Here is a 13,681-nt window from a genome sequence, read left to right on the forward strand (position 1 = left end):
AACCTTAATTAGCAGTAAATAATCAAAGTTTAAAAATTCTCCTGACCATCCCCATACCCATCGGTGTTTTGCGTCCCACACCACTATAAAGAGCAAAATCCGCCAAAGTATTAATCTGTTTAATTACCATGGGGTCTACATCTCCCATAATTCTGAAATTCATCATGCCCACACAGCCAATAAACTTACTCCGAGAATCCGCCAAAATCTCAGTTCTAATATTGAAAAAACTGGGAAAAATAGGTTCTAATAGAGCTTCCTCAAAAGGAATACAACTATATTGATTCCAACGTTTTAATAATGACTTAAACACACTATCTCGCGTGGGTAAAGCCGAATCAAAACTACTTTGCCGAAAAGCTGTTGGAGTACAAAAAATTAAATCCATTTGACGTTCTTCCTCCGATGCTTGTGCATATAATTGAGCATAAGATGAAAAATTTGCCCAAGGTTGAGTTGATTGAGAAGTTCCTAAAATACTGGTAATTTGTAAGTTTCCAGGGCCTAAATGCCAAGGTGTTTTAGGATTGAGATTCAACCACAAAGAACTCAAATTTGCAAATAGAGAATCATCCAATAAAGAAACTCGCCACCAACAGGAAGTTCCTGGCGAAATCGGTTGTTTATGTTGCCAAATTAGGGTTGATTCTCGATGAGAATAATTCGGAATTTGTAGAGGACTCAAAGTAAAAGCTTTATCCGCTTTTTGTTCATGTAAATGATTCCCTAAATCGTGGTCAACGGAACTCACCAAGGTTAAAAATAACGCATGAAGATGACGTCCGGTTAAATAGTTTAAAGGAATAGTTGAAAGTGGCAAAAGATTGAGAACAAGACTATGGGGCATAATTTCACCTTGATAATCGGTAGGGGCGGGGTCTTCCCGCCCAAAGGGGTCTTCCCACCCAAATTCGGGGCTGGGCGAGGAGACCTCGCCCCTACGGTTATAGGGTCAATACAAATTAGTTAAAACGGTATTGCATTTGGGCTGGAATTTGCAATTTTAGACCTTCAACGGTGTAATATTCCCCTCGCATTCTGATATTACGAATTAAACTAACCGGAGGCATATTAATCGTGTCATAACTCAAAACTTGATGGGTAAACATCACATCCAGAGGATTCAAAGGATAGGGAAAAATAAATTCATTCTCTTGATATCGTTTGAGTTTTGGCAGTTCTTCAACCGTTAATTCTGCCTTACTTGCCCATTTTCCTAATCGAATCCATTTTGGCAGTTTTAAGGAGTTTTCAGTAATGATCAAAAACTCAAACTTGCTTTCGGGAGCAATTTCTTTTGTTCTGCCAAAACTGGGAATATTCTTTTGGGTTTTCTCCATCTCAACATGATAGTTATTATTGGCATATTTCCAAGTATTGAGAACCGCAGTATAGTTAACTGTTCTGGCGGGAGTTATATAAATCCCCTGTTGATTTAAAGGGGTTAAATGTTGCTCATATTTGGGAATTTGTTCAGGACAGAAATAACGATAAGAATCTTCCTCAGAAACCGTTGTTTGATAGAATGGGTTATCAACTAAACCCAAAGCATAACAAAGGGCATAATTATGTACAATGGGTTCGGTTTCATAGAGTCGCCCAATTTCACGAGTGGCAAAATAAAGGCTATCATGCAGTTCTATGGTGCAACGATAGATAATCGTCATGATTTATCCCCTGTTTTTGCTGCTGCTTTTTTCTTGCTGCTAATATGTTCTTTTGCATAGGCTTTTGCTTCCCCATCTGCTTGTTGCAAAAGTTGTTTGATGCCTTCCTCGTTTCCGGTGAGGGATTTGACTTCATTTAATAAGGATTGAAAGCGATCGCCAATCAAATCAGTATGGACAATAAACTCTTGAGACATTAAACCTTCAATTGCTGTTTTTGCAGATAAAATGACCTCATCTTCGTCTAAAGGATCGGGAGAGTTTAAAGTATTATTAGCTTTCATGACATCATAAATCGCCTGTGTCCACCGTAAATTACTGGTAATTTCTCCATCAGCAAATATCACCCCGATTAATTCATTTCTAACTCGACCTGTGCGGGTGGTTTGTGCGCCATAATGACGGGTGCGTAAAATGTTATTAAATACATACAAAAATCCGGCTTCTGTTGGATCTTTCAGGGTGACAATACTGGGAAAAAACACTTGCGGACGAATATGATCTTGTTGATTAATTCGACTGGTAATTTCTCCGGGTTTTGAACCTCCTTCTCCTTTCGATGCCATTGTGCCATTTTCATAGGGTGCATTCAGTGTAAAAGTCTCATGAGATTCATCAAATGCAGTAATTGAAAATGCGGTATCAACGACAACTTTTGACTTTTCTGAACCGGAATCTCCAATGGCAAATCCATAAATAATACAGTCGGGATTATTCATGGCAAATTCAACATTATATTCACATTCTTCAGCCGTCATTAATCCATAATTTCGTAATAGTTCTCGACCGACTAAACGTTCTGGTGTGGACTGTTTCCGTTTGAACATTGACAGGCGACTGATGGTATTTTTATTCTCAATTCCTGCCCGAACTCGTGCTTTATTCAATTCTCCATCAGTTTGAAATAAAGGATAGGATTCTGTAATCCGAATAGTGAGAAAATGAACATATTTTCCCATCGGTTTGTAAGGAATTTCTTTATGAAAGAATTTAGACTCAACAGTTTTTAGAAATGTCATGATCGTTCTCCTTAAATACAGGTAAGGTTTTGTAAAAAATTCCCATCCACCGTAGGGGCGGGGTCTCCCCGCCCAAATTAAATCGCGGGCAAGGAAATATTTTTTGATGTTTCTATTTCATCCCCATACAAAATCAAATCGTAGTCAAGGAAATATTTTTATTGATTCCTATTTCCTGGTTATGGGAAGGAAATGTGATGTGATTTTTGGGTGGGGGTTGGGCGGGAAGACCCCGCCCCTACGGGATATTGCTCTGATTTTGGGTGGGGGTTGGGCGGGAAGACCCCGCCCCTACGGGATGTTTTAAGGGTTAGAAAACAAGTTTTAGGAAATGGTGTTTTCCTGTGCAATTAATTCCGGTTTATTTTGATTATCTTTGTCATCCTCTAAACGATACAAAAACTCACAGGTATCTCGTAATAAATTGAGTTGACGACCTGCAAGACGAGCGCGATCGCTGGCGAAGGATTTTTCAAACACATCAACGACAAAATATTGAGCAAAATTTAAAACCGCTTGTCGTTCTTCTTCACGGTTACTAAATACCCAACGTCCCTCAGCCGTAGACGCATGAACTCGATCCATTAATTTAAACACTTCCGCCGCTACTGCCATGACTAAAGTTTCTCCTTGAAACACCGTTGAATCAGCTTTTAAAATTGTTTCTGCTGCAATATCAATGGGTTTCAAAACAGCGTTACTTTTAGGACTATATCGCTTATTTGCTCGATAAAATTTGCGATAGAGTTCCGTTAGATTTTTGGGATGATTTAAGGGTGATTTTTCACTCACAATTAATGTCTCCTTTTCAAAATTAAAGGTTGTATAAGGGTCAAAACACGGATAAAAATGATAGGTGTAGAGTTTGATTTTTTCTACTCTTGCGGTTTCAGCCCCTTGATGTCTCACCCAACGATTTAAGTAGTTGAAAACATAGAGAGGACTGGTTTCAAAATCCTTTGCCAGTTCGCTTAATTTTCCCCAGTTAGCATCATAACCTCCTTTACCTTGTTTGGCATTAACATCAAGATGAATAGCATAGGCAACGGTGAGACTATTTAAGGGAGAAGGATGTTTAATTCCATTAGCATCATCCCAACCTTCGAGAATATAATCTAACCGAAAGCGATCGCGTCCAACTAATACTCGAAATGCTTGGGGTGCACTATCTAAGAAAACGCTTTCTTCAAATTCTGAGCCATCTTTAAAGGGGGGAATGGGAGACTCCGAAACTACCGTTTTCACATCTAAAATGATGGGAAAAGCGAAACTTAACCAAGTGGGCATTACCCAAGATTCTGTATCCGTGGGATCTTTTCCTGGGGGTAATGCCATGAAATAAAAGGTCAAGGGTTGATCTTCTGGATAGGAAAGTTTAAAGGTGCGATCGCGTTTATAATTGGGGTCTGTTTCCGGTAAAGTTTTCTTGTGGTCTAACTGTTCATCCATTAAGAAAGTATCAACGGTTTGATAGTGTTCTTTGTCTAAGTTCGCCACCCAATCTTTACTAATAAAATGATTGCGGAGACTCGTATCAAAGCGAGTTTGAGCAATTCCATTATAAGCTTTTTGCAAAAACTTATTGGTTTCTGGGGTAAAGTAATAAGTGGGATAAAAGTAAAGATAGCGATATTTTCCATCTTCAAATCGTTTCCCGACAGCTTGGGTTTGATTCATTAAAATTTGTCGCAGCATTAATTCTAAACCTGCAATACTAGAAATATTGCGTTTAGCATTAGAACCCCCTAACATTTGTTTATTGGTATAAACCTGCGGTGTGAATAAAACCTCTGACTCCATTTGTTCTTTGACCGTGTAAGGAGAGTGAGAAATAGAGCAGATGAGTTGTCGCCCTCGACCGGATTTTTTAGCCGCGTTGTAGTTGGTTAATTCCCGTAAAAATACCGTTGCTTGTTCGGAAAGATTAAGTTGATTTTGCGTTGGTAATATTATAACTTGTTGTACCCAATTTCGCAAGTCATCCCAACCATCAGGAAGTTGATATTGCTCAATAATCGGTTCAATCAAATCAGCAATATGATCAATAATATTATTGCAGATTTCTCGAACATTTTCAACTCCTGGATTGCGTTCTAAATATTTAGCTGCCAAAAAATACCATTCATAAGGAACACCCCCGGTATTGCCTTTTAATCCCTTATCTTTGAGACTTTCATTAATGGATTGGATGTCTCGAATTGCAGGTAAATATTCAGTCAAGTGCCAAAATTCAGCGACTTGGTAAGTAATATCTAAATCGGTAATTTCAGGCAATTTTTTATTCTGTTTTCGAGCTTGATTAATTTTATCAACGCGATCGCCCCAAATCTTACGACTGACCACATCCCCCAATTCAGCGATTTGATCAACGCGAATATCATCATCAAACTGGAAGTTATAATTGGGTGATAATACCCCTTTTTTTTGAAAATCAATTAAATTATCGCTACGACTTTTAGCGACAGATTTTTTATTCGCTGATAAAATCCGTAGAGTTGCATCTAACGCAATGTGCATCAAATCTCGATCTGTACAGAATAAATTATAATATTCTGCATATTTCATCCCCTTTCCATCTCGACCAAACCCCGTTTGTCGTAACCGAAGTTGACCTCCACAAAGTTGTTTGATTTTAGTAACAACTCGATTTGGTAAATCCAAAATATTGATTTCAGGAGCATTTTTTAGAGCTAAATAAATTACCCCAGTTGGCAAATATAAAAGCGGTTGATAGTAAATACAATCCTCAGTATTAAGACTGGTATACGCCTCCATTACCGCATTATTAACAACATTGGTTAAAACCCCTCGATTTTCAGTAATACTATGATAGGTAAATCGTAATTGACCATCACTTAAAACATAAATTAATTCTTGCAAACGAGTATTATCAGCATCTTGAGGATGTTTAACAATGGATGCTAAAGAATCCGCTAAACAAGTTAGATCAGAAAGATTTCTCAAAACCCGATCTTTAAGTAAAGGATTTAAACCAAATTCTGAAAAATTCCAGTTAGTATCATAGCGACGTTGAGCATTATACGCCATACATAATAAATCATCGATATACTCTCGATAATCTTCTGGATGGTTAGGATTAATAAAATAATTGATTCCTAACTGTTTAACCTTCTGATCAATGATTAAACGATGTTGATCTAAAGACAATTGACGGCAGTTTTCCGGTGCATCAGGGAACTTTTCAAAGTCATGGAGAATAAAAGCTGCGATCGCTAATCTACGTTCTTTTTCCCCAACAATTCGCTGAATAGTTGTATTTAACTGTTGTAATCTTTTCTCAATTAAATTAGCCGGAAACAATCCATTTAAAAGATGAGTATTTAACGATTGATCCGCCGCATTATCCCGTCTAACTTTCTCTTTGCCTTCCGCTTCTCGTTTTTGATCAATTTCATCAAAAAACTTACCGCCTTTTGCTGTTACTCCAATGGCAATTTTTAGCAAGTTCGGTAATACATATTCTGCAAAATCTCTCATGACCACATCATCAGGATTTTCTGCTTGAATCGCTTCTCGAAGTAATTTTAGGGTTAAGAGTTCTCGTTGACTAGGCTCAATTGTCCGATCAGAATCTCCTTCAAACCCAAAATCATCATTAAACAAATTATCGTCATTCTCGGAATTATTCATCATTAGTATCTCCCAATATTCTTGTAGGGGCGGGGTCTTCCCGCCCAATACCCAAAATCAAAGCAGGATCAAATCGATTCAGTTTTTACCATTTAGAAGGATTATTAGGGTGTAATTGGTCAATATCCCAACGGAGAGGATTGTGTAAAATATATTCCCGCAGATTTTCCAAAGATTCTTCTGTGCGAATAATATGATCATAATAATTACGTTGCCAAATTTTTACACCCATCTGATTCCGAATCTTATTAATAGATTTAGTGGTTTGATATTTGAAATAACCCACTATTTGCCCCAAAATTGGTTTCCGTAGGGGCGGGGTCTTCCCGCCATCCCTAGAATCATCGTTATCAAAATAGCGATCGCCAATCACAAGAATTCCATGAAAATGATTGGGCATAACAACCGCTAAATCAATTTCAATATTTGGGAAATGTTCAGGAATTTTCTGCCAATATTCATACACAATATCACCAAATTCATTAGCAATCATTACCCCATTTTCTATTGTTCCAAATACACATTTTCGATCTTGGGCGCAAGTCGTTAAAAAATAAGCCCCTGCTTGACTGTAATCATATCCGCGTAAACGAATCGATTGGCGATTATGAATTCGAGGATCAAATTTCATGGTGGAATTGTTGATGTTTTTGGATAATATTGTGTACCAATTGTTATTGATTTTTGTAGGGGCGAGGTTGTCTCGCCCTCTTAAATTGGGTTGGGTATACCGGGATTGGGTTGGGCGGGGAGACCCCGCCCCTACGGAATGGGGAAATCAACATCATGATTATCTGTACGAATTGTTAGGGATTTTTGTAGGGGCGAGGTTGTCTCGCCCTCTTAAATTGGTTTGGGTATACGAGGGTTGAGGTTGGGCGGGAAGACCCCGCCCCTACGGAATCGGGAAATCAACATCATGATTATCTGTACCCATTGTTATTGATTTTTGTAGGGGCTTGTGTCCCTCCTCGCCCTCTTAAATTGGTTTGGGTATACGAGGGTTGAGGTTGGGCGGGAAGACCCCGCCCCTACGAGGAATTGGCAAAATTAGGAAGCCATTTGGGGAAAGTCCAATGGAATTGGATATGATGATCAACATGGCTGTAAAATATCTTAAAGTCTTGAGCCAAAAACACAGAATCCCATTCAGGGATTGAAACTAAGCAATCCATACTTCTCCTCCTTGACTTTTGAATCGATAGGCGAGGGTGTCCAACAACAAGGCACTTTGACCAAAGGCGATCGAATAGGGGGCGGTGACATCATGAAAACTGTATTGATCACTGATAGGATAAATTTGAAAGTGCATAGGTAATTTTAGCCGCATCCGAACTTCCGTCACTGGACGACGCAGAATATAGGACACTAACCCTTCCTTTCTCAGTCGTTTATTAATTTCAACAGCCCAACGGTTATCGGGTTGCCAAATTTCAATTCCGGTTAACACCTGTACTTTCCAAGCATCTGCAAAAGGTTGTAAATTCCCTGGATAAGTAAATTTCCAATTCGATCTTTCCTCTCGATACCGATGTAATTTCATAAAGGCAAGGCAGTGATTAAAACGACCTTTAGGAATCGGTTGTCCTGTTTTTTCGGCTGTTTCTTTAAGTGATCGCATAAACCCTGCTTCTGTCCAAAATTCTATCTCTAAATTACTTAAAATTCCGGGCAGATCATAGGTTTTAAAGCGGTCGCTTTCTTGAGTTTCGGTGAAATCATATAACCCACATTGCAACGGACTAGAACCCCGAAAACTACAAGCATCGTCAGCAATTGGATTTCCTTTTTTCCCTGAAAGGCGATACCATTCTTCTCCCCATCCTTTAATTTTTCCAGCAACTCTTTTTAAAGAAGTCTCGAATACTTTTTCGCATCCTTCCCAAAATTTTTCTCGACTTTCGGCATATTGTTGTTTAATTTTAGGATTGTTTAAATCATAAGCTAATCGAAAAGATTGCACTGCACCCCAGCGAGAATAGTATTTATCAAAGTCGTTAATCTGGCGGTATTTTTCCTTAATTATATTTTGCAGAAAAATTCGGTCATAAGTTCCTTCTGGTTGCAAAGGAGGGGAATTTACATCAAATAAGCGTTCAACTAAAAACTTGGGAACTAGAGCATAAGCAGTGAATTGATTAAATTGAATCTCTTGTCCGTTTTTTTCATATTTTGAATGTCGCCCTAAGCGTCCTAACCGTTGAATAAAGTTACCCGCATCTGAGGATTCAAAAATTAGGAAGTTAATTTTAAAATCTACCCCAATATCAATGGTACTGGTTCCCAAAACCAAGTCAGCAGAAAGCGATCGCTCTTTTTCTGCTTTTGCTGAAAGTCCGGTATTTTCCCCAACGGTTAAACCATAAGATTGCAATAAGTTTTGAAAGAAAGGAACTAACCGTTTCACCGCAGCAATAGAATTCAGAATAATCGCTCCTTTGCTACCGGAATGCTGTTGAAAGTATTGTAAAATTAAAAGGCTATTTTCTTGTAACCAAGATTCAGAGGCTTTTGAGGCAGATTCTAAAGGAATAAAATTTAACTGAATTTCCCCTGAAACCTTTCGCCAATGATCGGCTTCAAGTTGTTGCTGTGAGGTAATATCCTCTGGAAATTGATACTTATTCTGTTGAACTGGATCAATCAGATGACAAGAAAAGCCAGCTTCTTGTAAACGGTTAAGTAACTGAGGATTAGGGGTAGCTGATAGAAATAAGAATTTTTTATGATTACCACTGCGTCGTTTTAATCCACTGGTATAACGAATCAATAACAGGGTATTGAGAACACTGGCAATTTGCGGTTCTCGAAACACATGGAATTCATCGAAGATCAATAAATCAAAATTTCGATCAATTCGATTCCATAATTGATCAGGGTTATCATTCTGAAAAACATAAGCACCCCGATAAATATAATGAAAAATATCAGGATTGGTAACTAGAATTTCTGATTGTCCTGTGCGATTTGCGATCGCTGCTGATTTCTTTAAGCCTTCGGTTTCTGCATAAATTTCTAACTCTAAACCGCTTAACCGATTAACACGGGGTTGGTGTTTAGGTTGAAATTGTTCGAGATAATGATTAATTTGTAATTCTTGATCACGGCCGAGTTCATTAGTGGGATAAAGACCAATAGCACAATAATATTCGGGGAAGGTTTTCAAATAGGCCGCTAAACTTTTGCCATCCCCCGTCATCGCCGTATTAAAAACAATATCAATATTCGGATCACTCAACGCTTTGAAGGTTTCCGCCTGATGCCAAGCTAATGTCCAACCAGGGGGTAACGTCACCCCTGGCAACTGTTCTGAGGCTGGGCAAGAATAAACAGGCTTGAGTGTGATAGCGTAGGTATTCACAATTAAACTTTCCTGTTTTACGACAAAATATACTGACATTTACTAATATTGCACACCCATTCATAAAATACAAGTACATTTTGTGATTATTTTTGAAAATGGCTAGAAAAAAAGAAACCCTAACCCTATCTGTCCCCCCTAACTAAAGAAAAGCTCGAAGACAGCGCTCGATGCCTAAATATCAAATGAGGCGATAATCCTAGTGTATCAGGGTTAGTAGGTGCGATCGCCCTTTCCTAACTCGAAGCAGAACAGCAAATAAAGGGAAGTGATGCCACCCTCAGAATTCAACAAAAGTGTAATTGCACTTTGCGATGACCCAGCTTTATCAGCCGTATCAAAATCAGTTTCAGTTCCACAGCTAGTATTGGCTATGGAACTGAAACTGTGAATGGCTGTCCCCAAAAACAGAAAGTGCAGATAAAGTTGGAGAAAATCTCTCCACACTTTTTCTACACTTTGGCGGGTTCTAAAAGCCTGGAAATTTAACGGGTGTGGAGGGATTCGAACCCCCGACAGACGACTTAGAAGGTCGCTACTCTATCCACCTGAGTTACACACCCAACCTAAAAGTATTTTACCTTATTCCTTCTCAATTTTTAACATAATCTCAAAAGACTTTTTCTCAAATCCCAGAAGAAAGCCAAAGGGAAAAATTCTTGATGAAGACCGCCCCTAGTCAGGCCAAGTACAGGATTATTAATCCCAAGGCCCTTTTATTTCCGTCTTGTTGGTGCCTATGTTATGATCAGTGGTGTTTTAAACAGAACTGCAACCCAGATTAATAGTAATGCAGACTGTAATGGTGCAACCAGTGTTATTCATGATCGTACCGATAAATAACATTGGGATTGGATCAGGGTGAAATTGCCAGGGGTGCCTTGACTACGCCTTTAAGAATCCGGGTTTGGAGTCTTAAAAATCTCAGTGAATCAGCACACAGCGAATTTACCGAGAGTGTCAAAGCCGGGTGCCATGACAGGAGTAGGTGCAGAAGTGTCATGTTTATATTAAAACGAGCGGATGTTGAAATAACCATGGTTCAACACCCTAACCGAGAGCAGCAGATTCCTGTTTTGAATTATCAGGGACAGACATTTCGCCTGATGAAAATGTTTGAAGCCAAACAAGCAGATGATGCCAGGGCTTTATGGCGAGATCTCACTGATAATAAAGGAAAAGCTTGCGTTTTATTAGAAGAACCAGACCGATATAGTGTCTGGGGGAAAGTCCGTTTAGACCAGCTTTTGAAGGAAGGTCACGGCCCAACGGACAGCAAATTGTCGATTCTGACTCAAGCCTGCTTGCTGCTATTGCAAGCGGTTTACTTTGATATTGAAGACTTGCTAGGCTCTAAACAAGCGGTTTCCTTTCAAAAAGATTTGACCAAAATTTTTCAAAAGTTCAAATTTCCCCAAACCGATGATTCCAAGGCTATAGAAATGCTACTGACTGTCAATCCTCTGGAGAGCCTCAAAATTCCCTCTTGGCAAGAAAATCACCTCAGCACCTTGCTGCAAGAACTCTATGAACTGGGAAAAAACTATTTTGGCAATACCAGTTTTGCGGAGGGAATAGAAGAAGTGCTAGAGGATATGGCTGATGATGATCGCGAGCAGTTTGTCAGTTGGTTGCATCAGTCATCTTTGAGCAAGCAATGGGTCATGAATTAACCCAAATATAGACTAGCTGTTCTGACCTAAATATGGGACGCTAGACTAAAGACAATTGTTTAAATGCTGAAGTTAACAACGATCAGCCTCTAAACTTGGTCTTGATTCTTTAAATTGCTAGGTATTTTAATCCTATGGGTAGCACTTCACAAGAAAAGTCCTCTTTATCTGCCACCTTGTTTTCATCACAAGGTATGGTGATTGCCGGGATTGTGTGGGCTGTTCTTGCCTTGTTATTTTTCCTGCTGTTTAGTGTAACGGTACAAGGAGAGGAGTTACCGTTATGGTACTCCATCGGAACCTATTTTTTTGAATTGGGGGCATTTCTAGCCGCCTCCCTTGTCTGTTATAGAAACTGGCAAAGTCCCCAAATGGTAAGCGGTCGCAATGTTTGGCTCTGTATTGGGTTGGGGGTATTTTTCTACTTTGTCGGGGGTGTCCTGTTTGGGGTGTGGGAACTAGCCTGGAATTTAGATCCGGCGGTTTCCATTGCCGATGGTTTTTACGTTCTCAGCTATCTTTTTCTGGCCACGGGAATGATTCTGGCCGTCGTCTCTAAACGATTGGATTTAGATATTAGTCAGTGGTTAATATTATTCGGGGTAGCCCTGGTGGGAACCACATTTGGAATGTGGGTTGCCAGCCCTAACTTATTTGGATTACTCGGTGCTCCCGAACCTGTGGCTATTGAACAATCGGTTCCTACGACTGCTGCGACCGCCCCGGGGGTTTCCGCGCCTAAAGTTGAGAAATCTTCAGCCCAAACTTCCCCCGAAACCGACTCAGAGAAGGAGACTTCTTCTGCCCCCCTCTGGGTAGAGGCAATTGATAGCAAACTTGAACCCCTGGCTTTTGGGTTCAATTTGTTCTACATCATCGGGGATGTTTTCCTGTTGATTTTAGCAACGGCTTTGATTTTAGCCTTTTGGGGAGGACGGTTTTCCCAGTCCTGGCGGATGATTGCCTTTGCCATTTTCTCCCTGTACATTGCCGATATGTATTTTAAATGGGCTGACTCCCGAGGGTCAGGAAACTATGAAAGTGGCGGTTTGCTAGAAGTGTTCTTTGTATTTACGGGGGTTTTATTTGCCGTTGGAGCGATTTTGGAGTATGACATCTCAACCCGTTCCCGTCAAAGCCGACGGAGCCGACGCACCGCTAAAGGTTAATTGATGGAATGGTTGAGGTTCCGATCTTAACCCATGGATTCATGGAACTCTCGTTCAATCCTTCTCCCCTATCAATCACTGAAGCCAGGCAGGAAATCCCTTGGTTTTGTGTGAACCTTAATCCTTCGATATCAAGTGACCCCCAACTCAATGACATCCACGAAACTTTCTGAATCGGAAAAACGGGAAATTATTAGGCTCTATCAAGACGTGCCGGAGGAAACCACTATTACCCTAGCAGAACGCTATGGAGTCAGTAGCTCAACGGTGAGACGAGTCCTGCAAAGTGCTGTTCCTAAAGATGTCTATGATCTTCTGACGACCCAGAAACAGCGTCTTCATCGTCTGGGGAAACGTTCCTTGGAAGATGTTGTGGATGGGGATGAATCTCAAGGGGAAGTTCACCAGGAAACACCCGAACCTGTAAACCGGGAATCTGCGCTAATTTTGCCTCGAAAGCGTAAGCGCTCATCTACTTTTGATGGGGAGGTTTTGAATTCTACTGCTTCTGATTCCCTAGAGCCAGATTCTCTACAAATTTCTCTCTCTAATTATCAGTTGTCAATTCCTGGCTTGGAGGGGCTGTTCTCCCCAAATCGGCTGGAAGTCAAGGGTCATGCTTTTGGGGACTATGATGCCGATGAAGATAATGATGAGGATGGAGAAGACTCTAATTCAGATCGGAGGGATGGGGAAGACGAGGAAGACGAGGAGGACTATGGAGACGAGTTTACCGATGATCAGGATGATGACGATACAGAGCCTCGGGGTCTATTTTCCCATGCTCTGGCCAGCAGAGGTTCTGTATTAGTCAAAATTCTGCCCTTAACGGAAACTGTGCTCCCGAGAACTTGTTATTTAGTGATTGACCGATTCTCGGAATTGATTGCTAAACCCCTGAAAACCTTTAGCGAGTTGGGAACGATTCCAGAAGAAGAAATCCTAGAACAAACCCTTCCTGTTTTTGATAATCACCGGATCGCTAGTCGTTTTTCTGGACGCAATCAACGGGTATTTAAAGTTCCCGATGGCCGACTCCTGAGAAAAGCGGCTCCCTATTTACAAGCTAAAGGAATTACCCGGCTCTTAATTGATGGCCAGGTTTATCGGTTTTAATCGGGGTTGATTCACACCGCCATAT

At 40.2% G+C, this 13,681-nt stretch carries 9 protein-coding genes and 1 tRNA gene; 3 read left to right on the forward strand and 7 right to left on the reverse strand.

Going from position 1 to position 13,681, the window contains the following annotated elements; all coding sequences use genetic code 11:
* Positions 1–22: 22 nt before the first annotated feature.
* The 7 genes from cas6 to PL11201_RS22140 form a co-directional block, all read right to left on the reverse strand.
* Positions 23–847: a CRISPR-associated endoribonuclease Cas6 gene (cas6, locus tag PL11201_RS22100; RefSeq protein WP_079680987.1), complete on the reverse strand. Its 825-nt coding sequence runs from the start codon at positions 845–847 to the stop codon at positions 23–25.
* Between the two features lie 115 nt (positions 848–962).
* Positions 963–1,667 carry a type I-D CRISPR-associated protein Cas5/Csc1 gene (gene cas5d, locus PL11201_RS22105; protein ID WP_079680988.1) on the reverse strand — a complete coding sequence of 235 codons (705 nt, stop codon included), beginning with the start codon at positions 1,665–1,667 and terminating at the stop codon, positions 963–965.
* Complete coding sequence (cas7d, locus tag PL11201_RS22110) at positions 1,664–2,686, reverse strand: type I-D CRISPR-associated protein Cas7/Csc2 (protein ID WP_079680989.1); 1,023 nt, start codon at positions 2,684–2,686, stop codon at positions 1,664–1,666. Before cas7d ends, cas5d begins: the two co-directional genes overlap by 4 nt.
* Before the next feature lie 324 nt (positions 2,687–3,010).
* The gene (gene cas10d, locus PL11201_RS22120) at positions 3,011–6,340 is read right to left on the reverse strand and encodes a type I-D CRISPR-associated protein Cas10d/Csc3 (protein WP_200816833.1); all 3,330 of its coding nucleotides are present in this window, start codon (positions 6,338–6,340) and stop codon (positions 3,011–3,013) included.
* 82 nt (positions 6,341–6,422) lie between these two features.
* Entirely contained in the window at positions 6,423–6,968 is a 546-nt protein-coding gene (locus PL11201_RS22125) for a transposase (protein ID WP_079680992.1), read from the reverse strand.
* A 531-nt stretch (positions 6,969–7,499) separates the two neighbouring features.
* Complete coding sequence (gene cas3 / locus PL11201_RS22135; protein ID WP_079680994.1) at positions 7,500–9,737, reverse strand: type I-D CRISPR-associated helicase Cas3'; 2,238 nt, start codon at positions 9,735–9,737, stop codon at positions 7,500–7,502.
* A 450-nt stretch (positions 9,738–10,187) separates the two neighbouring features.
* A tRNA-Arg gene (locus PL11201_RS22140) sits at positions 10,188–10,261 on the reverse strand.
* Between the two features lie 438 nt (positions 10,262–10,699).
* On the opposite strand from PL11201_RS22140, the gene PL11201_RS22145 reads away from it, so the two are divergent.
* The 3 genes from PL11201_RS22145 to PL11201_RS22155 all read left to right on the forward strand — a co-directional run bounded on the left by PL11201_RS22145 (position 10,700) and on the right by PL11201_RS22155 (position 13,656).
* On the forward strand, positions 10,700–11,371 hold the full coding sequence (locus PL11201_RS22145) for an Npun_F0813 family protein (RefSeq protein ID WP_079680995.1): 672 nt from the start codon (positions 10,700–10,702) through the stop codon (positions 11,369–11,371).
* A 134-nt stretch (positions 11,372–11,505) separates the two neighbouring features.
* Positions 11,506–12,540, forward strand: a complete 1,035-nt coding sequence (locus PL11201_RS22150; RefSeq protein WP_079680996.1) for a hypothetical protein — start codon at positions 11,506–11,508, stop codon at positions 12,538–12,540.
* Positions 12,541–12,690: 150 nt separating this feature from the next.
* Complete coding sequence (locus PL11201_RS22155) at positions 12,691–13,656, forward strand: hypothetical protein (protein WP_079680997.1); 966 nt, start codon at positions 12,691–12,693, stop codon at positions 13,654–13,656.
* The last annotated feature ends 25 nt before the right edge of the window (positions 13,657–13,681 follow it).

Source organism: Planktothrix sp. PCC 11201 (assembly GCF_900009135.1).
Lineage (GTDB): Bacteria > Cyanobacteriota > Cyanobacteriia > Cyanobacteriales > Microcoleaceae > Planktothrix.